The sequence below is a fragment of the bacterium genome, from assembly GCA_020444325.1.
Taxonomy (GTDB): domain Bacteria; phylum Bacteroidota; class Ignavibacteria; order SZUA-365; family SZUA-365; genus BM516.
Genome location: JAHLLD010000012.1, coordinates 57,641 through 79,505, shown reverse-complemented (window position 1 = coordinate 79,505; position 21,865 = coordinate 57,641). Strand labels below are relative to the sequence as shown.

The following is a 21,865-nucleotide window of genomic DNA, read 5'->3' as shown; positions in this document are numbered from 1 at the left end:
GCTATTCCTTGTAATTCCCGTTTTCATCGGTTTTGAGAAGAAGGACATCCTCGGTTCCGCTTCCGTAGGATTGTGTCGTACCGGTAAGAATGTAGCCGCCTTCCAGTGTGACCTCCACGCCATGGGCCTGATCGATGTGCTCGCCGCCGATTTTTTTCTTCCAGAGCAGGGATCCGTCTGCCGCAAAGCGGAGCAGTAAGATATCGGAACTCGTCTGCACGAGCGGATTGGTGTATCCACACAGCACAAACCCACCGTCACTGCAGCTCTTGATGCTTCTTGAGACCGAAGGTTCAGACAGCACCGTCCTTGAAAGCACGTTGCCGGCGGAATCGGTTTTGACGACATAGATATTTTTGTTGTTGGAGCCCACGGTGCTTTTGTTTGCCGCAATGGCGAACCCGCCATCCATTGTCTGTGCAATATCGACCCCCTCGAGATTGTCGGGAGCGCCAATCATCCGCGACCAGTTCACCGACCCGTCTCCGCCGTCGATGTTGATGAGCCAGATATCGGATAGTCCGGCATCCGCCGTATCAGGGGTACTTCCGACGACGACAAAATCCTCCTCGGCCGTTTCCAGCGCCGCGAGTCCACGGTCATTCCGATTCATGCCGGTCGGCTGGAATACCCAGACATCCTTGCCCCGTTCGTCGATCAGCGAAGCGTACAGATAATTCGCGCCGTGGTTGATATCGTCTATCCAGCCAGTAACGAGGTAGCCACCGGATGAAGAGGGAATGATGTCCTGCGCGATATCTCGTCCCACTCCGCCGCGCAGCTCCAGCCATTCCATCGTACCGTTTGCGTCGGTTTTGATGATCCACATATCGGCAGGGGCTTCACCGAAGGTCTCGGTCTGTCCCGCGATAACAAAGCCGCCGTCACTGGCCTGTGCGACGGAATATCCGATATCCGACTTGACGCCGCCATAGGTTTTCAGCCACATTTTATGGCCTTCCGCATCGGTGCGAAGCAACATGACATCCGCTGACTTCGTGTCGGCTGTCGTGACGCTTCCGGTGATGATGTAGCCCCCGTCATCGAGCTGAAGAACGTCCTGCCCCACTTCCCGATCCATGGTCAGCGAAAAGTTGAAAGTCCGAAGGAAATACGGCGTTGGCTCCGTGATACGAATCCGGGGTGTATCCGGGTCGAGGGGGGATTCACAGGAGGTGGTCAGCAATACGAGTACTGCTGCAGCGCATACGTGCTTGAATATGTTGTGACGCTTCGACCACATGATGTTTCTCGACATGAGAGATCCTGCGTTGTTGCCAGTGAGCAATCAGTTACATGAGTACCGCGATGCCGTAGGTCAGACCGAGTCGGCGTGAAGTGAACCAGGCGCTTTGATAAGGATATGCCATCAGGCTTCCTTCGAGTCCGACATAGAATCGAACACGTGTATCGGGCATATACGCGAGTCCGAATCCCGAACGGGCCATCGGCCAGAACTGGACGCTGGTGCCCGCGCCGAGGGTGACGTAGGGTTCGATGTTCGCAAGAGCACGGATCGGTGAGAAGCGGTAGCGCCAGCTCGCGACAACCCATGACGTCATGAGATTCTGCTGCCAGCCCACCTGTTCTCCTTCTTCGATGCCGTTGAAATGCATGGAATACGGTTCCTCGCCGTAGGTGAGTCCGATATCATGCCTGTCGTAGCTGAGATAAGCGCTTACCGCCATGTTCTCGAGCAGGGGATCCGCATCCGTACCGATGGTCGCCTCAGGGAAGGATTTCGTGTTCATGCCCCGCAGCTCGACGGATATTGCGTTGAGGAGTTCCGACTTGCCCAGCGTGGGGAAGTACTGCTGCGTATTGGGAGCCTGCAGATGCGCCTGCACGGGTACCTGCTGCTGTGCGAGGACACTCCCTGTCTGCTCCGGCATCGACGACAGCGCCGCAGTCAAGTCCGCATCGCGCGATGGAAGCGAGGATGCGACCACAGTGCTCTCCGACGTATGCAGTCCGTCCTGTACCCCAGCGTCCACCCAGGAGGCGGGAGGTGTCTGCGGGGATTCAGCATCGTTGAGCGACGCATACAGTTCGCGAAGCGCCGCCAGTTCCTCGTCAGAGATATCCTCGAATCTGCCGGTGCGATCGCTCGCCTCGACAGGGGTCGATGACGTGCCTGCTGCGGCCATATCACCATTATCTGAGCTTTCGGTTGTTAATGCTGCAGGCGGAAGGACTGCTGCGATGGACGGCTTCTGCGACATGACTGCCGCGCCGTTTACACGTGCAGATTCACTCGCGTCCTGCGATTCGCTTTGCTGTTCAGCCACTGCCGGTGACTGTGCTGTATGTTCAGGAGCGTGGGAACTGCTTTCCGCGGGTGATGAGGATACAGCTTCCGTCGCTGCTTCCTGTTTCGACGCCATCGGCTCTGCGAGGTTCTGTACATCGGTACTGCGCACGCCGAGGAATATCATCGCCGTGATTGCCGCTGCTGCCGCGGCCGAGGCGATGGGACTCCATGCCTGCGAGAACAGGGGGAGAATGCCAACAGTGCGTTTTTCCTTTTTCTCCTCGGCAGGAAAGCCGAGTCGTTCGAAAACCGCACGCGTGGTGCTTTCGGGCGGTTCGGCAACTGCTCCGAAATTGCGGGCTTCAACGCGTACCGCGCGCAGCTGGCGGAGGCGATCACGCAGCTCGCGATCCGTCGCGAGCTGGGAGAAAAACTGTGCTTCGTACTGAGGGTCGAGTTCCTCATCGATCCAGGCGTGCAACAGTTCGTCGGTAGTGGGAATGTGCGGATTCATGGCAGCATACTTATTTGTGTTCTTCGTATTCAGCGATGTAGGGTTGAAGGATGGTGCGTATTTTCTCGCGCGCGCGTGTCACGCGAATGCGCACGTTCACATTCGTCAGGTTCATGATCGAGGCGATATCCTCGTAGGGCAGGTCCGCGAATTCACGGAGGAAAAACGCCTCGCGATAATCGTCGGTCAGCAGTTCCATGGCCATGTGTATCAGTTCGAGCATTTCCGTGCGCTCGTGAGGCACGTCGCTCATACTCAGCGTGTCGTGTTCGATGGTGACTGTCGGTTTGCGGTCACGCTGCATGTTGAGGAAGAGATTACGCGCGATCTTGATGACATAGCCCGCGACATTGGTGATGTCGCGTCCCGCGAGCGCGCTCTCGTACAGACGCGTGAACGCTTCCTGGAAGAGGTCGTCACTTTCATCCCTGCGCCAGGCGAGGCAGCGGCAGTACGCATACACGTTGCCTGAGAGACGAGAGTACAATTCTCTGAATGCGGCCTCGCGGCTGCGATTGTCCTCACGAATCATCCGGAACAGTTCGACGTCACTGCGTTCCTCGAAGCGTGCCGGGGATGTATGCCGGTTCTCTTCCTGCAAAACAGGGTCCTTATGCGCGTTATACCTCCGCGTCAGTGTAAAGACACACCAATCCGGGGTTTGTTGCAATATGAATAATGTAGAGAGATTGCGTCTGGAAGGAAAGGGGGAAGCGGGGAGCCGCGTTCGGCAGCAGTCCCGCAGGGCTGTTGGTCGTGCTTCGCCCCGGAAAGGACTAATTTCGGCTGTTCTGGCGGTCTTTGAGCAGTCCTTCACTCAACCAGTTGGCCAGCGCCTGCCGGTTGTCGACAGAAACGAAGCGCCGCTGATCCTGGGAATTCCGGATGTTGCCGAGTTCGATGTAGACAGTGCGGGGCAGGGTTTTCCGCAGCATATAGAGCCTGTCGCGTGCGTCCACGGTTCCATGGTACCCGCGCGAAGGCTGATGTCTGCGGTATTTTTCCTCAATAGTGCGCTGAAGCTGCGACGCGGTGCGACGTCCGGCCGTACTTTCTGAATGGTGGTAGAAGAAAATATCGACGCGGCTGCCTTTCTGTCTGCTGTCGACATGCAGAACGATCTGCCGCTGATATGCCGCATGTCTGTTGCGACGGTGCAGGGCGTTGACCACATCCGTGCGCTGCCTGAGTCGCGCCAGCTGTCCCCTGGGAATGGCTTTCCCACGCCAGATCGTCTCATCACTGTCGCAGGCGAGATACTTTTCATCCCGGATCCCGTCATTCTCATCGCGCGTTATGATATACACCTTCGCATCGTGACTGAGGAGATTGCGTGCCAGGCGCAGGGCGACATCGTAGGCGTATTCGTCCTCGCACAGCGTTTTACCGTTGCGCTTGCCCCGGGCACCGCTGTCCGGTCCCCCATGTCCGCTGACGATGTAGTACACCGCACCCCGCAGCCTGTGGTCACGCACTTCCACATCGGCGTACGCGCTGCCGAAGATCGGGAAGCTGCGGACCGGGGGAGGAGCGACGGGCGGCTCATGTGCATCCAGATTCGCGCCTGTGGGATGTGCCGTGTGAGGAGGTGGCGTAATGGACGCCGCGGCTAGGAGAAAAGGCAGGAGGAAGGGCAGAAGGAGTATGAGGACATGTCGTCTTGGTGGCGGCATATGCAATAATACAAAAAAATACTCCCTCCGCGAGACGGAGGGAGCATTTGAAAATGGGGAATGCAGGATCACTGATCCTGCAGATGTTCCTTCATGTGCTGGACGTAGTATTCGAAGAGTCCGAGACGCGACTGCATGCCGCCGGCGACGCCGTGGTTGCCATTGGGATATATGCGCATATCGAATTGCTTGCCGGCCTCCTCGAGTTTATGCACAAACTGCATCGTGTTCTGCACGTGCACGTTGTCATCGAGTCCGCCATGAATGATGAGCAGCCTGCCCTGCAGCTTGTCGGCATGCACGAGGCAGGAGCCGACGTCGTAACCTTCCGGATTGTCCTGGGGACGCTGCATGAAGCGTTCCGTGTAAATCGTGTCATACAGTCGCCAGTCGGTCGGCGGAGCGATGGCGACGCCGGCATGGAAGGTGCCGTTGCCCAGCAGCAAGGTCAGTGCCGCCATATACCCGCCATAGCTCCAGCCCCAGATGCCGATGCGGTCGGCGTTCACGAATGGGAGGGTGGAAAGGTAATTGGCGACCTGGACGTAGTCATGGGCTTCCCATTTCCCGAGCTGCTTGTACACGGCATGCTTGAATGCGGTACCACGGCGGCTGCTTCCCCTGTTGTCGACTTCAATGACGATGAAGCCTTCGCTGGCGTACCACTCCGCCATGGTGCTGGGCCAGCTGTTGCGCACGGCGGATGTGCCGGGACCGCCGTAGACATCGAAAAACACCGGGTACTTTTTGGAAGGATCGAAGTTTGCGGGTTTGATCATGCTGCAGTCCAGCGTCCAGCCGTCGTCGGTGGTCACCGTAAACAGCTCCTTGTCGCTCCATGAATATTCCGCGTAGACGGTAGGATCGACCGCGCCGAGGCTGCGCAGTTCATCGCCATCGCCGTCGCAGAGCATGCGGCGCGTAGGGGCCTCGATGCTCGACCAGCTGTCGATATAGAGTGCACAGGTGGGTGAGAGGTTGATCGCATGCCAGCCGTCGTCTTCGGTCAGTCGATCCATATCGTCGTCCTCAACAGCGGCGCGATAGAGATTCTGCTGTGTCGGTGCTTCCTTCGTGGCGGTGAAGTAAACCTGCGCGTCGTCGGGCGTGACGCCGAGCACATCGACGATTTCCCATTCGCCTGAGGTCACCTGGCGCAGCAGGCTGCCGTCATAATCATACAGATAGAGATGATTCCAGCCGTCGCGCTCGGACGCCCAGAGGAAGCGATGGCCGTCATCCATGAAATGCAGGAAGGCGCCGTCGTCTACGCTGATCCAGCCCGTTTCAGAGCGGTCGGAAAGTACGACGCGGGAACTGCCGTCCTCGACATTTGCGAAAAGCAGTTCCACGTGATTCTGCAGCCGGTTCAGCCGGTACATGCAGAGTGTGTTTGCGTCCTTTGTCCACCGAATACGGGGAATGTACTGATCGGTTTCTTCCCCGATGTCCATCCAGCGGCGGCTGCCATCGGCCAGATCGATGATGCCGATTTTCTCGACGGGATTGCTGTCTCCCGCCTTCGGGTAGCGAATGGGAATGCGCTCCATGTACAGCGGCATGAAGTTGACCATCTCGAAGGTGGGCACCATGGTTTCATCTTCCTGCCAGAACGCGATGCGCTTGCTGTCGGGGGACCACTGCCATCCGTCGACGATGCTGAATTCTTCTTCGTACACCCAGCCGAATCGTCCGTTATGCACATCCTCTCGCGCGTCGCTGGTCAGCTGACGCACGTCGCCGCTCGCGAGATTCATGATGTAAATGTTGTCCTTGTACACATAGCCGACCCACTGTCCGTCCGGCGACACCTTGACGTTCATCACGCCTTCCTCGTATTCCGGCAGGGCGATGAGCGCACCTGTTTCCAGGTCGTACACGGCGTACGTGCCGATGGTGGAGCGGCGCCAGATGGGACGCTCATCGAGCGTCAGAACCAGGAAGCGTGGATTTTTCTGCAGGGAAAACGATTCAAAGGTGACCGCGTCATCGGAGCCCTCGAATTGCAGATTCGCCGGATCGAGCAGAATGGCTTCCTCATCCGTGCGTGCATTGACCTTGACGATGGTCATACTGCGGGATTCCCGGTTGAACTTGACATAGGCGTAATGTTCTCCGTCGGCCATCCACTGCAGGTTCGCCATCCGTGGCGCGAAGAAGGCCGGGTTGCCGAAAACGTCCCTCAGCGTGACGGGCTTTTTCTCCTGTGCCTCCGTGAGGCCGGAAGGAAGCAGTGTGATCAGGAAAATGAGAAGCAGGAGGGTAGTGTTGCGTTGCGATGTGCTGCGTTTCATTGTATTCCTCGTTGTATCAAAGCGGAGCGTTTGTATCAATGCTGTGCGTTGTTGTCTGCGTGCAACAGGATGCGTTTCAGGACTCCAGTTTCGCGAGGGCGGTACTGTCGAGCCGGTACAGCTGCCATTCCTTCAGATGCGTGGCGCCAAGCCGATCGTAGAAGTCCTGCGCCAGCGTATTCCAGTCGAGTACCGTCCAGTCCATCCGCCCGCAGCCCCGTTCACGCGCCAGTCCGGCAACGTGCAGGAACAGCGCCAATCCGGCTTTCTTCCCCCGCGCCGCGGGCAGCACGAAGATATCTTCGAGATACATCGTCGGCAGGGCGAGAAAACTGGAATACGTTTCATAGATGATGGCGTACCCCACATCCTCCCCGTCAATGGATGCGAGAAATGCTTCGTAGCGGGGGTGATCACCAAACGCATGGCGCATGAGCCGGTCGCGGGCGGCAGCGTCGGGGGGATCGAGCTTCTCATACGCCGCGAGCGCATCGATCAGGGAGAGGAATGATGTGGCGTCTTCTTCACGGACGCGGCGCAGTGCGATGTGGGAACAGTCGGGAAGTGATGCTGGCATGAAGCTGAGTGCTGTGATGAGGCACGTACTATCGCAAAAAAATACGGAATCGCGGGGCGGAAAGGAATAGGAGAGAGAAACGAATAGCAGGGGGGAATATCCGTCAACGCGGTGATGTGATTTGTGTATATTTCGGGAGCCGCGACAGCGGAAGAAAGTAACTATCTGCCAGAGCACAGCAAGGAGAAGACATGAAGTTCGAAGAAGCCATGCAGAAGGGATTTCTCAATCTCACGCCTGAGGAAATGAACAAGGTGCTGACTGATATTTTTGACAATGATGACGCTGGTGCGCGGCTCGATGCCGGCATGGCCCTGCTCGGAACCTTCGTGCCTCGTGAAAGGGCGGTCGCAGTGGTTGATCTTGCGTCCATCATCATTGACGCGAACGAGGAAATAGAGCTTTATGGAGCTGGTGAAGAGGATGATGACTGACCACACCATCAGTACTCCTGGGCGGATTGTGATATGGCGCTGAAGCCCGGAAAACTGCAGCTCCCAGCATGGTGGCCTGAGGCCCTGCGGCAGGTGACGGGTATCGACACCGGCGACAGCTCGCAGCTGCATCGCCTGCTGCCAGCATTGCGGCAGCTGACAGCATATCTGAATGCGACGGATGCGCGCGGGAGTGGCGCGCAGCGGTATATGAAGGATAAGCGTCTGCGGACGGCCTATCTCGTCTATTACAGCTCCGCAAACATGCTCAAACTCCATCGTGCGCTGCGCGAGCTTGCGATGGCGGATGCTCTGCCAGGGGGTGCGTTGCGTGTGCTGGACCTTGGGGCGGGACCCGGAACGGCTGCTGCCGGACTCGCGGCTCTGCTCCCCGAACTGTATCCCGCTGACGCGATTCCGGAAATCCACATCACTGCAATTGACGCCGTGTCACAGAATCTAGCGACATACGAGCTGGTCGCGACTGCAGTCAGCGCACGAGGCGGTTTGTCCATGCATGTCACGACGCAGTCAGCGGACCTGACATCACCGCCCCCGCTGAAGGAACGGTACGACCTTGTTCTCGCGATGAATGTCGTCAACGAGCTTCCTCCCGCAAAGCGCGCGCAGCTGCTCACATGGCTGGGGGATCGGACTGATGCAAACGGACAGCTGCTGCTGATAGAACCTGCGCTGCGTGAAACCTCTCGCGCTCTGCTGGAATTGCGGGATGAGGCTGTGCGTGCAGGGTGGACGGTTTTTTCACCCTGCCTGCGGCAGAAGGATTGTCCCGCACTTATCAAGTCCACCGACTGGTGCCATGACGACCTCCCGTGGGAACGGCCCGATTTCATGGAAGAACTCGATGAGGAAATCGGCAATATCAAGAAGTCACTCAAGTACAGTTACGTTGTTCTCAACAGGAATGGAAAGACGCTCAGAGAAGCATTGGACACATCCGCTCCCGGCAGGACATCCACTACCAGCGAAATGCTGACGCGTGTCGTCAGTGAACGTTTCGACGAGAAAGGACGGTTGTGGTGGCATATGTGCGGGAAAGAAGGGAGATCGGTCTGCCAGCGCAACCGGCGCGACGGAACGGACCGCAATGCCGATGCAGAGCGCGTGCAGCGCTATGATGTCATCACGCTGAAGGACATGGAACGTAGGGAACATGACATCCTCATTCCCGCCGAAGGAAGCCTCCGGATTATCAGCTGAGTTCGCTCTGTCGAATGCATTCGCAGACTTGAGTGATCACCTTGGGGCAACCGATGTGCGCTAGCGAATGAGCAGGGGACGGGTGATGCGCTGCGTCCCTGTCACGGCAGAAAGCAGGTAGGTTCCTGTCGGCAGATCCGGCAGGCGCAGGGACAGGAGCTGATCGCCGGTGTGGACGATACGATCACCAAGCCTGGCACATCTTTTCCCAAGCAAATCGTGCAACGTGAGGTGAACGACGCCGGCATGCGCAGCTCTGTAGTTCAGTGTCGTCACTCCCCGGGTGGGTGAAGGAAAGCTGCCGAGTATTGCGGATTGCACTGGAAGCACAGGCGCTGCCGAAGCGCTCAGCGGCAGATCGGTAACCCTGTACAGTGCGGAGCGCACCGTGCCGTCAAGTGTCGTGTCGGTCTGTGTCAACCAGAGGGTCGCGTCATCCTTCAGCAGCCAGCTCACAATTTCGGTGCGGTCTTCCGGAAGGGTGAAGAGCAGCGTCCCGTTCGATGTCGGGGAGGTGGCGTTCTGTCGCACGATGATCGACCGGTGCAGATCCTGTGAACGGTGGAGTAACGTGATGTTGCCGTCGATCCATCGCTGCGTCGTCCACTGGTTCGACCAGTGCGGATGCTCGGCGGCGCCGTTCACCGTGTCAACCACGGTAAACATTACACCCATACTCATATCCGACCATACCACGGCTCCATCATTGCGGCGCCAGAATACCGTGGGTGTTTCTTCGCTGCCATAGAGCGCAAGCTGTGCACCCCGGCCGAGCCTTGTTGCATACTGAGTGAACTGACCATTTCCGGAGCGGTGCATGAAGCGCAGCGAATCGCTTTCCAGAAGGATGGATACACCATTCTGAGCATTCACGCAGGTCTGCAGGTTGTGAGGGAAGTCTGCGTAGCCGGTTGCAAGCCTCTCCCGGATCATGCTGTCGAGCGCTGCTGGCTGACCGATTGATGGCGCAACCTGGCGCAGTGTGAAGTCGAGCCTGTCGTTCCGTTCCCGGTGTACACTGTGGAGATAGGCGAGGTAGCGGCTGCCATCCGTTGTTTCAATCCAATGCGGCCGAAAACCGGATCCGATGACGGCGGCATCCTGAAGTCCATCAGATGCACTCACACGCGCCACATGAATCTCAGCATCATCGGACGAAGATATTTCCCATGGCTCGTCCGGAATGCTGCGCTCGTCCCACACCATAAGGATGTCGCCCGATTGTGTGCGATGAAACGATGGATTCAGCGCACCCGGTATTTCAGCGAGAACTTCCAATCCGGTGTCATGAAGAACGAAAAGCCGCATCGGGGGGATATTCGTGATCCATGAGCCCAGATCGGTGTATTGCACCTCCGCGGTTGCCAGCACGGCAAGTACAGTCTCATCATCCAGGCGAGTGAAATCCGACGTGTACACGGGAGCTGTGTACTCCATCTGCTGTCCACTGTGGTAGGTCGTATCAGGACGAAGGACGTACTGCCGCAGTGTTCCATCATCTTTCGGGATAAACGCATTGACAACCGCTTCGACATACCACCCCGGGATATGTCCTCCATACGCCTGTACATCTGTTCTTTCCTCCATGGCGACGATACCGTCATCGATGGATCGAACGGATACGTATTTCGTCCCTTCCGGGAAGTCCCAGACCTGGTACTGCTGCGATTGACAAAATGAAGTGAGGATGAGAAACAGGCATGCAAAACGAATCATTCTGAACCTCCTGCCGGGTAGTGTGTGATGGAAGGACACACAATGGCACAGATTATTCCCATGACGACGCGTGTGACGGAAACGCTGCTCAGGGAAGTGACAGCCGCAGTCCGTTGGTCAGCTCAAGATCATAGCGCTTGACGTCGGTTACGGGACGACTGTGATACCGCCAGCTGCAGCGCACGTTGAAATGGAGTCCCGCTACGATTTTCCATTCGACGGATGCATCGGTGATGATGCGCACATCCTCCGGATTCTCGACAAGCGGCTGCGCGTACGCGATCAGGGTGGCTGCCGCGGCGTCGGAGGGCGTCCAGTTCAGGGTCAGGTAATTCGTCGAACGCATGCGGTCGAAGCGCAGGGCAGCGGGACTCGTGTCATACTCCTCATGCTCGAACATCGCACCGATGCCGAGGAAGATTTCGAGACGACTTTTTTCATCATTGTCCCGCAGGTCGATCGCTTTCCATCGCGCCCCTGCGCCGAGGAGATCCCTGTTCTTCAGGGAGAGAAATTCATTGAACTCGGCCTGCGCAAATCCTTCCACCGCAAGGGCTGAAGCCACATCCCATATACTTCTTCCGTGCAGGAAGCCCTTGTTCGCGATTTTTCCCTGGCGCGCTTCCTTGAACGCATAGTTGAGTACGACAAAGTTGTCGTTGTCCGTCCGCACGTAGTCGAAACGCAGATCACCCTCGACGGAGACGAATTCGGAATTCCCGCGTACCAGTCCGAGTGCCACCCCGGTGTTGAAAAACACCCCGGTTTTCTCGCCATCGCGGCGGAGCTTTTCCGTGTTGACCTGCGCGTGGAGCATGGCGGGAAGGATGATGAAAAATGGCAGGAGGAACAGCAGCAGCTGCAGGCGGCGTCCCGTACGGCAGACCATCTGAAGGAACATCGTGCGAAGAAGCTGCGGATTATGCACTGAATTGTCGTGTTTCATGTGCCAAAGATACGGAATTCACGAAAATGGATACGGCCCGGCGGCTCCGTGATACACTTTTCCCCGCACGGAAAGGAATCCTCTTCCAATATTCTGCGTTGAGGCAGAAAGGAGTCGACATGAATACAGAACATCAGGGCGACATGCAGGACCTCACAGAAGCCCTGCTCGCTTCATATCACCGCGAAGGTGGTATCAATCACTTTCAGGGCAACAACCTTCCATCCCGCGATGCCATCATCGACGTGGTGCGGGATATTGAGGCGCTGCTTTTTCCGGGATTTTTCCGTGATGAATCGCTCAGCCGGGCCAACCTCAGCTTCCTGACCGGGGGCCGGCTCGTGCGCGTGTATGAGAAGCTGGTGGAGGAGGTGCGGAAGAATCTGCACTTTGATCGAGGGGAGAACGGGGCGCTGCAACATGAATCGGGGCTGCGCGAGGAAGCCTGCGACATCGTCGAGCATTTCTTTCGTGCGCTCCCACAGCTGCGCAGCGTTCTTTCGACCGACGTGGAAGCTCTGCTCAGCGGAGATCCTGCCGCGAAATCGCGGGAAGAAATCATCCTGAGTTATCCGGGACTCCGTGCCATTGCGGTACACCGGGTGGCCCATTTTCTCTGGACGCACGGTGTGCGTCTGATCGCGCGCATGATGAGCGAGTACATACACAGCAGGACGGGAATCGACATCCACCCGGGCGCACAGATCGGCAGGTATTTCCACATCGATCACGGTACGGGTGTGGTCATCGGGGAAACAACACTCATCGGGGAGCACGTCAAAATTTACCAGGGCGTCTCTCTCGGCGCGCTCAGCGTGCGGAAGGAACTTTCGGAAAAAAAGCGGCATCCGACCATCGGAGACCGCGTCACCATTTATGCAGGAGCAACCATACTCGGGGGCGAAACGGAAATCGGCCACGACGCGGTGATCGGAGGAAATGTCTGGCTCGTCAAATCCGTCGAGGCGCATGCCGTTGTCACGAGCGAGCCGCGCATCAATGTCATTCCCGCCGGCGACCGTGACAACGCTGCCTGGTACTACACTATTTGAAAAGGAAAGGAGCGCAGGAACATGCGTTTTCAGAATATCAACGAGAGCATTGGACGTACACCGCTGGTTCGCCTCTCGCGGCTTTCTCCCGAAAAGGGCGCGACCGTGTGGGTGAAGCTCGAATCCTTCAATCCCCTTGGCTGCGTCAAGGAGCGTCCCGCCTTGTACATGATAGAGACGGCGGAAAAGGAAGGCGTCATTGGTCCGGGCACCACCATCGTCGAGCCGACTTCAGGAAACACGGGCATCGGACTCGCCATGGTCTGTGCAGTTAAAGGATACCGCCTGATTCTCACCATGCCCGAAAGCATGAGCCAGGAGCGCCGCAGCATTCTGCGTCATCTTGGTGCGGAACTCGTGCTCACCGAAGCGGAGAAAGGGATGAAGGGCGCAATCGACAGGGCACAGGAGCTCGCCGCGAACATGGAAGCCGTGTTCATTCCCCAGCAGTTCCGCAACCAGGCCAATGTGACCTCACACAGGGAAACGACGGCGGTGGAGATTCTCGAGGATATGGAGGGCATGCATATCGACGCCTTCGTTGCCGGCGTGGGAACGGGTGGGACCATCTCGGGTGTGGGACAGGTGCTGCGCAAGGAACTCGGCGACGACGTCCGCATCATTGCCGTGGAACCGGAAGAATCGCCGGTGCTGAGCGGCGGTGAGCCCGGTCCCCACAAAATCCAGGGCATTGGCGCCGGCTTCGTGCCTGAAATCCTCGATCGCAGCGTCATCGATGAAATCATGACAGTGAGCACGGAAGAAGCCATCGCCATGGCACGCGCGCTTGCCCGCAAGGAGGGGATGCTCGTTGGCATTTCCTGCGGCGCTGCCGCGAGTGTGGCCGTTCGCTGCGCGCAGGAGATGGATGAGGGACAGAATGTTGTCACCGTTCTTCCTGACACGGGTGAACGGTATCTCAGTACGGCGCTGTTCGAGGAAATGGCCTGAATTCTGTGCATTTTTGCGTATGACCTTACAGCAGGCATACCAGGAATGCATGCAGCTCGCCCGGAGCCATTACGAAAACTTCCCGGTGGCATCGCACCTGTTACCGCGTACGCTCAGGCCGCATATCTCCGCGGTGTATGCTTTCGCCAGGCATGCGGATGATATGGCGGACGAAGGGGAGCGCAGCGGCGATCAGCGCAGGGCACAACTTGAAGCCTGGCGCGAACGCCTCCGCAGCTGTCAGCAGAGGGAAGCGGACGACGCGGTATTCCTCGCACTCGGCGATACCATGCGCCGCTTTTCCATACCGGAACAGCTTTTCCACGACCTGCTGGATGCCTTCGTGCAGGATACGGAGAAGGAGCGGTATGAGGATTTCGATGAGGTGCTCGATTACTGCCGGCGTTCGGCCAATCCCGTGGGACGCATCATCCTGGCGCTGTTCGGGCGGTTGAACGAGGAAACCGGTCCTTACTCCGACGCCCTCTGTACCGCCCTGCAACTCGCGAATTTCTGGCAGGACGTTTCCGTCGACCGAAAAAAACCGCGTGTGTACCTGCCCGCCGCGAGTCTTGAGGCACAGGGACTGTCCGTCGATGATGTCCTTGCCGGAAACGATTCCCATCGCATGCGTACGGTCATTGCAGGGGAGGTGGAACGCGCGCGTGGATATTTCCTCGCCGCCGTGCCGCTCTTTCCGATGGTGCCATACCGCCTACGACTTGAATTGCGGGCGATCTGGTATGGAGGGATGACAGTGCTTGAAAAAATTGAAAAACAAGGGTATAATGTACTTGATTCCCGACCGAGTCTGTCCGTTGTCGATGGAATCAAACTATTTTCCGCTGCTGTACTGAGAGCAAAGCCAGATGCACGAACCCGAGTCCGCAGCTGACATTACCCGGAAAAGCAAAACGAACTTCATGATGTCGTTCGCCATGCTTCCCGAGCACAAACGCGATGCCATTCACACCGTGTATGCGTTCTGTCGCTGCACGGATGATATCGTCGACGAGGAAGGGGACCACGAGAGCAAGGCGCAGCGGCTGCACCGGTGGACCGAAGAGCTCGAGCGCGGATTGCGCAATGAAAGCAGTCATGCGCTGCTCAATCGCCTCAGTGTCATTGCCGATCGCTTCAGTATTCCCGCTGTACATTTCTTCGACCTTATTCGCGGCATGCGCATGGATCTCGAGAAGGCCCGCTATCAGAGCTTCGAGGAACTCTATGAGTACTGCTATAACGTGGCGTCGACGGTGGGACTCATGTGCAGTGAAATTTTCGGCTATACCAGGGAGACCACAAAGCAGTACGCCATCGATCTCGGCATCGCCCTGCAGCTTACCAACATTGTACGTGACGTCAAGGCCGACGCAGCCATCGGACGCATTTATCTGCCGGGTGAAGATTTTACGCGCTTCGGATACTCCTACGAAGAACTGCTTTCCAGTACGTATAATGAAAATTTCATACGTATGATGCGTTTCGAGACGCAGCGTGCACGCGAGTATTACGCACGTGCCCGTTCCGCACTTGCGCATGAGGATCATGCCGCCTTCTTCGCCGCGCGCATCATGGATCGCATTTACTACCGCATCCTGCAGAAAATCGAGCAGAAGCAGTTCGCCCTGTTCGACGAGCGCATCTCCATTTCCTCTTTCGCAAAATTCCGCATCGCTGCGGCAGAGTATTTCAGCCGCGCTCCACTCCAGTACGCCACCCTGTCATGAAGCTCATCGTCCTGGGCGGAGGTGTCGCCGGACTGGCGGCAGCGCTCCGTGCATCACGACGTGGCTGGAAAGTCACCCTGCTCGAAGCATCGCCGAAACTCGGGGGACGCGCCTACAGCTTTTCGCCGCGCCGGGGCGGAGTCGAAATCGATAACGGCCAGCATGTGCTCATGGGCTGCTGCCACGCCACGCTTGCGTACCTGGAAGCCTGCGGTACCCGCGACCTGCTCGAACGCAGAAAAGGCATGGCGCTGCAATTCTTTCACCGGGACGGACGCAGCGCATCTTTGACTGCCGGCACGCTGCCGCATCCCATCGGACTCGCACAGGCATTTCTTTCCTACTCCATGCTGCCGCTGAGCGCGCGTCTGCGCATCGCTTCCGTTGCATGGAAACTGCGATCCATCACCGGGGCTGATCGCGAGGAACTCGATGGTATGACAGCCGCGGCCTGGCTGCGCTTGCTGCGGCAGGATCGAGCTTCGCTGGAATGCTTCTGGCGTCCCGTCGTCCTGGCAACCATGAACAGCGATATTGACCGGGCTTCCGCCTGGCTGCTGACCGTTGTGCTGCGTGAAATCTTCCTCGGCAGCGCAGATGCAGCGGATATGCTGCTTCCCAAAACGGGACTCACTCCTCTCCTGGTCGATGGCGCTCTCGCTGAACTCTGGAGTGCCGGTGCCGAGGTGCAATGCAGTCTGCGCGCTGACAGCATTCTCATTCGCGATGGTGCGGTGCGGGGTATACGTACTTCGGAAGGAGAGGAAATTCCCGCAGACGCCGTCATCAGCGCCATCCCGCCCTGGGCGCTTGAACGTCTCGCGCGGGAATCGGGGGTGCTGGAGCAACTCGCCATCGATTTTTCCCGCTTTGAAGCATCGGAAATCCTATCCCTGCATTTCTGGACGCGACGAGACCTCCGGCTCCCGCGCATGACGGGACTGCTCGAAACGCGATTGCATTGGATTTTCAGTAAGGAAAAGGAAAGCGACAACAGGTATCACTACAGTGCGACAGTATCTGCCGTACCGGAGGATTTTCCTGCCGGGGAAAATGCCCTGCGTGCACTGCTGCACGATGAACTCGCGCTTGCCGTTCCTGATCTCCGGGACGAGGACATCGACCGCATCATGCCCATCCGGGAAAAACGTGCGACTTTTGTTCCGGCTCCAGGACTCGAATCCATTCGTCCCGATCCCACCACTTCCATACCTGGCCTGTATCTGGCCGGTGACTGGACCAATACGGGGCTGCCTGCCACGATAGAAAGCGCCGTGCGCAGTGGGAACAGGGCTGCAGAGCTACTTAGGCTGGACTAACTTCCCACGTAGGTTATCCCAAATCTCATTAATGGATCGCTTTCCACTCAGAAGGGTGGTATACGCGTCGAACTCACGTTCCATGACGTCTTCACGCTGGACGTCCATTTCGTATTCCATCAGCTGCTGCAGGATGGAACTGGTGAGGGGGATGTCGACGCGCTCGTTGGCATGGATGCGCCAGGGTTTGCCGATGGCAATGAAGGCTTCCGGGCGTTCCTGTTCCAGGAAATCATAGCGGAAGGCGACGGGGATGGCAGTGACGTCGCCGAGGGCGCGCAGCAGATGCGCGGTACCGGGATAGAAACTGAGAGGCCGTTTGTCGACCGATGTCAATTCTCCCTGGGGGAAAATCCACAGCACGCGATCACTGCCGTGAAGCAGGGATGCTGCATACTGCAGACTGCGCATCGCCTCGCGGGGGTTCTCCCTGATGACGGAAAAGCAACCCAGTTTGCGGAAAAACTGGTAGCGCGACAGCTGCTTTTCTTCCATCATCGCATAGGCATCATGCCTGAACACGTCGTAGCTCAGGAAGATGGGCAGCACGGCGTCCCACCAGCCGGGATGGTTGGCGTAGAGTACGACCGGGACGCCGTTTTCCGCCTCTCCCAGAAAGTCCATTCCCTTGCAATGCACGCCAGCGAAGCTGCGACGGAGCTTTCTCCTGAAATATGGCGTCAGGAAGCGGGCGTGAAGGGATGATTTTTCGGCTGTGATCATGCGATGATTTTTTGTTCCTTTATGCGATACCCGGAACCGGGGCGTTCGGGGGATGCGTTTGGTAAATATAGCAGGTCCCTCACCGTGGACCAATGACGCGGTGTCGACCGATGAAGCGAAAGGATGATTACGTGACAGACAGAAAACGTGTGGTGGTGGGCATGTCCGGCGGCGTTGACAGCAGTGTCGCAGCCGCGCTGCTCGTGGAGCAGGGTTACGAAGTAATCGGCATCACCATCAAGACATACAATTACGAAGATGTGGGCGGCAACGCCGCGAACGACAAGAGCTGCTGCTCGCTTGACGGCATCAACGACGCGCGTGTCGTCTGCGCGGATCTCGGTATCCCGCATTACGTACTCGATTTCAGTCAGCCGTTCCGTCAGAATGTCATCGACATGTTCATCGACGAATACATGGCCGGCAACACACCGAATCCCTGCGTGATCTGTAATCGCAAAATCAAGTGGGAGGAACTGATTCGCAAGGGACTCACGATCGGTGCGGACAGTGTCGCAATGGGACATTACGCACGACTTTCCCACGACGAGGCGAGCGGACGCTACTGGATTTCCCGTGGCGGCGATGGGAGAAAAGATCAGTCGTACGCGCTCTGGGGGCTCTCACAGGAAAGCCTCGCGCGCAGCATCTTCCCACTCTCGGATATCAGCAAGGAAGAAGCGCGCGCCATTGCCGAACGTATGGGAGTGCGAACGGCTTCGAAGCAGGAGAGCTACGAAATCTGCTTCATCCCTGACGACGATTACGGACGCTTCCTGCGGGATAACGTCCCGGGTATCGACGAACGCCTCAAGGGTGGCGATGTCATGTTCGAAGGACGTAAAATCGGGGAGCATGACGGATATCCGTTTTACACCATCGGACAGCGGCGCGGACTGAATGTCGCCGTCGGAGAGCCCGTGTACGTGACGGAAATCCAATCCGGTGACAACACCATTATCGTTGGCCGTAAAGCCGATCTGCAGCACCGCAGATTTCGTGTGCGCGACATCACCATGCAGAAATACGCTTATCCCACCGAACCCCTCCGCGTCGACGCGAAAATCCGCTACCGTGATACGCCAGCGCCCGCCGCGCTCGAGCCACAGTCCGACGGATCTCTCGTCATTACCTTCGACCAACCCAAAACCGCCATCACTCGCGGACAATCCGCTGTCTTTTATGAGGCAGACGACGTCGTAGGCGGCGGCGTCATCACCGAAATACTCGAATAGGAATACGAAATCGATTTCGAAATCGAAATCGAAATCGAAGTCGAAATCGAAATCGATCATCGAAATCGAAATCGAAATCGAAATCGAAATCGAAATCGAAATCGAAATCGAAATCGATCATCGAAGTCGAAATCGATTCTTTTGAGTGAAAAAAAAGGACCGCTGGTTAGGCGGCCCTTGTGAGTTTTCCTGGATGCGAGGGGTGTGATCAGAGGAGGTCTTTGACCACTTCGCGTTCCATTTTCAGTTCGTCGAGCGTTTTCTGGATCTTCTCCTTTGCGAAGTCGTCGTGCGGGATATCCTGCACGATGCTGTACTTGCCATCGGCGCCGGTGACGAGCGGGAAGGAGAACATGAGTCCTTCATCGATGCCGTAACTGCCGTCGCTCGGGATGGCCGCGGAGTACCAGTTGCCGGCGGGCGTGGGATTGATGAGGCTGACGACGTGGTCGATGGCGGCGTTCGCAGCGCTGAACGCGGAGGAGCTGCCGCGTGCGTTGATGATCTCTGCGCCGCGTTTCTGCACCTTCGTGATCATGTCGCCCTTCAGCCACTCATGGTCGCTGATCACGTCGAACACGGGCTGACCGTTGATCTTCGCATTGGCGGCATCGGGATACTGGGTGGCGGAGTGGTTGCCCCAGATGGTGACGTTGGTCACGGCGCTGACACCGACACCGGCCTTGGTGGCCAGCTGCGCCATGGCGCGGTTCTGATCGAGACGCGTCATCGCGGAGAAACGGTCCTTCGGAAGGTCCTGCGCATTGTTCATGGCGATGAGCGCGTTCGTGTTGCAGGGATTCCCGACAACCACGGCGCGTACGTCGCTGGCGGCTTTGAGCAGTGCTTTGCCCTGGCCGACAAAAATCGGTCCGTTGTCCTTGATAAGATCGTTACGTTCCATGCCCTTCGTGCGGGGCTTGGAACCGATCATCAGGGCCCAGTTGACGCCGTCAAAGGCGACATCGGGATTGTCGGCGATGCTGATGCTCTCGAGCAGGGGGAATGCGCAGTCGTTGAGTTCCATGACAACGCCTTCCAGCGCGCCCATGGCCTGCGGCAGTTCCAGCAGGTGCAGTGCTACCTTGGTGTCGGGACCGAACATCTGTCCGGAAGCGATGCGAGGGAGGATGGCATAACCAATGGCGCCGGCGGCGCCGGTTACGGCTACGTGAACGGTTTGAGACATAACAGAATCCTCACAAATAATGCATTAGGGGATAGTGGGGGTTGAAGTTCTGATATCCGGGAAGTTTATGCTAGCGAGATTTTTTGATAAATTCAAGAACCCGGACAGGAATCTCTCCATGTGATGCGCGGAATTCGCCCTGCGGTTCCCGTCGCACAGTCTTTTCTGTACGCTATCCCTGGATTCGCCACATTTGAGGAATGATCATGAAGCCTCCCGCACAACGCACATTATGCAGTTTCTGCATAAACCTGCCCGCGAGAATATGCAGTTTCTGCATATCGCTGCGGCGGGGAATATGCACATTCTGCATAATCGGCGTCCTGTTCCTCGTTGCAGCGTGCGACGCGCAGCCGAAGCGAGCTCCGGGAGGATATGATTTCGGCGATAAACCGCATGTGATGAAGCTCGCCAAACACCTGAAGGAGATTTCAGGTCTGGCATCGGATGACAGGGGCCGCGTGTTCGCGCATGACGACGAACGGGGCGTTGTCTATCGCATCGACCCGATGACCGGGAGCATCTTGGATTATTTTCTGCTGGGAAGGACGGTGGTGACGGAGGATTTTGAGGGTCTCGCCATTGCAGGCGAATACTTCTACCTCGTGACCAGCAACGGTGACCTGTATCAGTTCAGGGAAGGGAAGGATGCGGGACGCGTGGCGTATCGTGTGCACAGGACGCCGCTCGACAAACGCAGTGATGTGGAAGGACTCTGCTATGACCCTGCGACCTCTTCGCTGCTTCTGGCCTGCAAGGGTGATGCGGGGAACGGCTATGGGAAGCATGACCGTGCAGTCTACAGTTTCGACCTGCGTTCGCACAGGCTGCGCGACAAGCCGCGCTTCGTACTCGATGAAAGGGATTTCAAGGATATCGCGAAGGGGAAGGAAATGCGTCCCTCGGCCATTGAACGGCAAGCAGGCACGGGACATTTTTTCATCCTTGCCTCGCAGGGACATCTGCTCATCGAGGTCGATGCGAACGGAAAGATGGTGGCAGCCGGACGGCTCGATGCAGATCTGCATGAACAGCCGGAAGGACTGACCTTTCTGCCGGATGGCGACATGCTCATCAGCGATGAAGGGAAAAAACACGGCAGGCTCAGCCGCTATGCCGCAGGGAAAAAACGCTGATGCTAGTGTGATGGAAAGCGGGGTTGAAGGTCAGGGATTCGGGATAGCAATGTGAGCAGAGCCTGTTTTCCGATCGGTGCCGGATCGATGGCGGGTATACGCAGGTGCGGAAGATCCTCGAGCTGTGCATGTGTTCGGGCATCGTCCGTGGCCCTGTTGAGCAGAACCGCGTTCAGGGAGATGGAGAGGTCAGAGAGTGCGCGTCGGACGCGCAGTCCTTCATTCCACGAAAGTGGATCAGGGTTGATGACGAGACGCACAGCACACCGCGTGCTGTCAGTGAAAAATTCGCGCAGCGTCTGGTTGCGCTGCTGTTCCTCAGACAGCGCGGTAATGACGCGGTCAGTCTCGATTTCTTTTTTTCCCAGCTTCACCCGGGTAATCATTTCCCGCCGCTCCTTGATGTCCTCTCGCAATGCGAGCAGTTCGGTGGTCCACGCCGAAGAGATGGTTGGCGAAGCGAAAAATCGTGTAGACAGTGCGGTGGGGGGCATATCGACCACGAGCAGATCCCACCTGTCCTGTTCCGCAATGACATGCTCGAAGACGCGGCGCAGTGCAAATTCTTCGAGTCCGGGTGAGTGTCTGAACACCCGGAAATGTCTGTCGAGATTGATCGCTGTCAGGTAATTGTAGGCGTCCCGCATGCGCTGCTGTACTTCGTCAAGATAGCGTCTGATCCACGCCTCCATATCCGCCTCCATGACATCCAGCGCGCGATGCACGTTGCGGGGAGTGTCTGCGAAGGACGCTTCAAAAAGATCGGACTGATTGTGCGCGGGATCGAGGGAGAGCAGAAGGACGCGTTGGCCTTTCCCGGCTGCGCCCAGAGCGGTGAGTGCGGAGAGCGTCGATTTACCGACGCCGCCTTTGCCGATATGGAATACCGTCTGAAGGGACATGG

At 57.5% G+C, this 21,865-nt stretch carries 20 protein-coding genes; 9 read left to right on the top strand and 11 right to left on the bottom strand.

The annotated features are described in order from the left end of the window. Position 1: 1 nt before the first annotated feature. From KQI65_14505 to KQI65_14480, 6 genes are all read right to left on the bottom strand, one after another. Positions 2 to 1,258 carry a hypothetical protein gene (locus KQI65_14505; protein MCB2205949.1) on the bottom strand — a complete coding sequence of 419 codons (1,257 nt, stop codon included), beginning with the start codon at positions 1,256 to 1,258 and terminating at the stop codon, positions 2 to 4. Between the two features lie 34 nt (positions 1,259 to 1,292). Next, complete coding sequence (locus tag KQI65_14500) at positions 1,293 to 2,765, bottom strand: hypothetical protein (GenBank protein MCB2205948.1); 1,473 nt, start codon at positions 2,763 to 2,765, stop codon at positions 1,293 to 1,295. Positions 2,766 to 2,775: 10 nt separating this feature from the next. Next, positions 2,776 to 3,366 carry an RNA polymerase sigma factor gene (locus KQI65_14495; GenBank protein ID MCB2205947.1) on the bottom strand — a complete coding sequence of 197 codons (591 nt, stop codon included), beginning with the start codon at positions 3,364 to 3,366 and terminating at the stop codon, positions 2,776 to 2,778. A 175-nt stretch (positions 3,367 to 3,541) separates the two neighbouring features. Continuing rightward, positions 3,542 to 4,438, bottom strand: a complete 897-nt coding sequence (locus KQI65_14490; GenBank protein MCB2205946.1) for an N-acetylmuramoyl-L-alanine amidase — start codon at positions 4,436 to 4,438, stop codon at positions 3,542 to 3,544. 68 nt (positions 4,439 to 4,506) lie between these two features. Then, positions 4,507 to 6,732 carry a S9 family peptidase gene (locus KQI65_14485; GenBank protein ID MCB2205945.1) on the bottom strand — a complete coding sequence of 742 codons (2,226 nt, stop codon included), beginning with the start codon at positions 6,730 to 6,732 and terminating at the stop codon, positions 4,507 to 4,509. A gap of 76 nt (positions 6,733 to 6,808) precedes the next feature. Continuing rightward, positions 6,809 to 7,309, bottom strand: coding sequence for a GNAT family N-acetyltransferase (locus KQI65_14480; protein MCB2205944.1), 501 nt, complete (start codon positions 7,307 to 7,309; stop codon positions 6,809 to 6,811). A 191-nt stretch (positions 7,310 to 7,500) separates the two neighbouring features. Between KQI65_14480 and KQI65_14475 the strand changes: the two genes are divergently transcribed. Together KQI65_14475 and KQI65_14470 are read left to right on the top strand one after the other, a co-directional pair. After that, positions 7,501 to 7,743 carry a hypothetical protein gene (locus tag KQI65_14475; protein MCB2205943.1) on the top strand — a complete coding sequence of 81 codons (243 nt, stop codon included), beginning with the start codon at positions 7,501 to 7,503 and terminating at the stop codon, positions 7,741 to 7,743. Between the two features lie 33 nt (positions 7,744 to 7,776). Beyond that, positions 7,777 to 8,964, top strand: coding sequence for a small ribosomal subunit Rsm22 family protein (locus KQI65_14470; protein ID MCB2205942.1), 1,188 nt, complete (start codon positions 7,777 to 7,779; stop codon positions 8,962 to 8,964). A 60-nt stretch (positions 8,965 to 9,024) separates the two neighbouring features. Here the strand turns inward: KQI65_14470 and KQI65_14465 are convergent, their stop codons facing one another. Both KQI65_14465 and KQI65_14460 read right to left on the bottom strand, forming a co-directional pair. Beyond that, positions 9,025 to 10,680 (bottom strand): T9SS type A sorting domain-containing protein, encoded by a 1,656-nt coding sequence (locus tag KQI65_14465; GenBank protein ID MCB2205941.1) that lies wholly within the window; start codon positions 10,678 to 10,680, stop codon positions 9,025 to 9,027. A gap of 88 nt (positions 10,681 to 10,768) precedes the next feature. Further along, positions 10,769 to 11,626 (bottom strand): DUF481 domain-containing protein, encoded by an 858-nt coding sequence (locus KQI65_14460; GenBank protein ID MCB2205940.1) that lies wholly within the window; start codon positions 11,624 to 11,626, stop codon positions 10,769 to 10,771. A 143-nt stretch (positions 11,627 to 11,769) separates the two neighbouring features. Between KQI65_14460 and KQI65_14455 the strand changes: the two genes are divergently transcribed. From KQI65_14455 to hpnE, 5 genes are read left to right on the top strand one after another with little or no spacing between them, the layout of a single operon-like run. Beyond that, positions 11,770 to 12,678 carry a serine acetyltransferase gene (locus KQI65_14455; GenBank protein ID MCB2205939.1) on the top strand — a complete coding sequence of 303 codons (909 nt, stop codon included), beginning with the start codon at positions 11,770 to 11,772 and terminating at the stop codon, positions 12,676 to 12,678. A 21-nt stretch (positions 12,679 to 12,699) separates the two neighbouring features. Beyond that, a complete protein-coding gene (cysK, locus tag KQI65_14450) occupies positions 12,700 to 13,629 on the top strand; it encodes a cysteine synthase A (GenBank protein ID MCB2205938.1) in 930 nt (309 codons plus the stop codon). A gap of 49 nt (positions 13,630 to 13,678) precedes the next feature. Further along, positions 13,679 to 14,524: a squalene synthase HpnC gene (gene hpnC / locus KQI65_14445; GenBank protein MCB2205937.1), complete on the top strand. Its 846-nt coding sequence runs from the start codon at positions 13,679 to 13,681 to the stop codon at positions 14,522 to 14,524. After that, the gene (gene hpnD, locus KQI65_14440) at positions 14,499 to 15,359 is read left to right on the top strand and encodes a presqualene diphosphate synthase HpnD (GenBank protein ID MCB2205936.1); all 861 of its coding nucleotides are present in this window, start codon (positions 14,499 to 14,501) and stop codon (positions 15,357 to 15,359) included. Before hpnC ends, hpnD begins: the two co-directional genes overlap by 26 nt. Continuing rightward, a complete protein-coding gene (gene hpnE, locus KQI65_14435; GenBank protein MCB2205935.1) occupies positions 15,356 to 16,678 on the top strand; it encodes a hydroxysqualene dehydroxylase HpnE in 1,323 nt (440 codons plus the stop codon). Before hpnD ends, hpnE begins: the two co-directional genes overlap by 4 nt. On the opposite strand, the gene KQI65_14430 is transcribed toward hpnE, so the two are convergent. After that, positions 16,661 to 17,401: a lysophospholipid acyltransferase family protein gene (locus tag KQI65_14430; GenBank protein ID MCB2205934.1), complete on the bottom strand. Its 741-nt coding sequence runs from the start codon at positions 17,399 to 17,401 to the stop codon at positions 16,661 to 16,663. The genes hpnE and KQI65_14430 overlap by 18 nt on opposite strands. A 131-nt stretch (positions 17,402 to 17,532) precedes the next feature. Here KQI65_14430 and mnmA point away from each other — a divergent pair, with 131 nt between their 5' ends. Then, complete coding sequence (gene mnmA / locus KQI65_14425) at positions 17,533 to 18,636, top strand: tRNA 2-thiouridine(34) synthase MnmA (protein ID MCB2205933.1); 1,104 nt, start codon at positions 17,533 to 17,535, stop codon at positions 18,634 to 18,636. A 208-nt stretch (positions 18,637 to 18,844) separates the two neighbouring features. Here mnmA and KQI65_14420 read toward each other — a convergent pair whose 3' ends face one another. After that, positions 18,845 to 19,825: a malate dehydrogenase gene (locus KQI65_14420; protein MCB2205932.1), complete on the bottom strand. Its 981-nt coding sequence runs from the start codon at positions 19,823 to 19,825 to the stop codon at positions 18,845 to 18,847. Positions 19,826 to 20,226: 401 nt separating this feature from the next. Between KQI65_14420 and KQI65_14415 the strand changes: the two genes are divergently transcribed. Beyond that, complete coding sequence (locus KQI65_14415) at positions 20,227 to 20,961, top strand: SdiA-regulated domain-containing protein (protein ID MCB2205931.1); 735 nt, start codon at positions 20,227 to 20,229, stop codon at positions 20,959 to 20,961. Positions 20,962 to 20,963: 2 nt separating this feature from the next. On the opposite strand, the gene KQI65_14410 is transcribed toward KQI65_14415, so the two are convergent. Continuing rightward, a complete protein-coding gene (locus tag KQI65_14410) occupies positions 20,964 to 21,863 on the bottom strand; it encodes an ArsA family ATPase (protein MCB2205930.1) in 900 nt (299 codons plus the stop codon). Positions 21,864 to 21,865 lie beyond the last annotated feature (2 nt).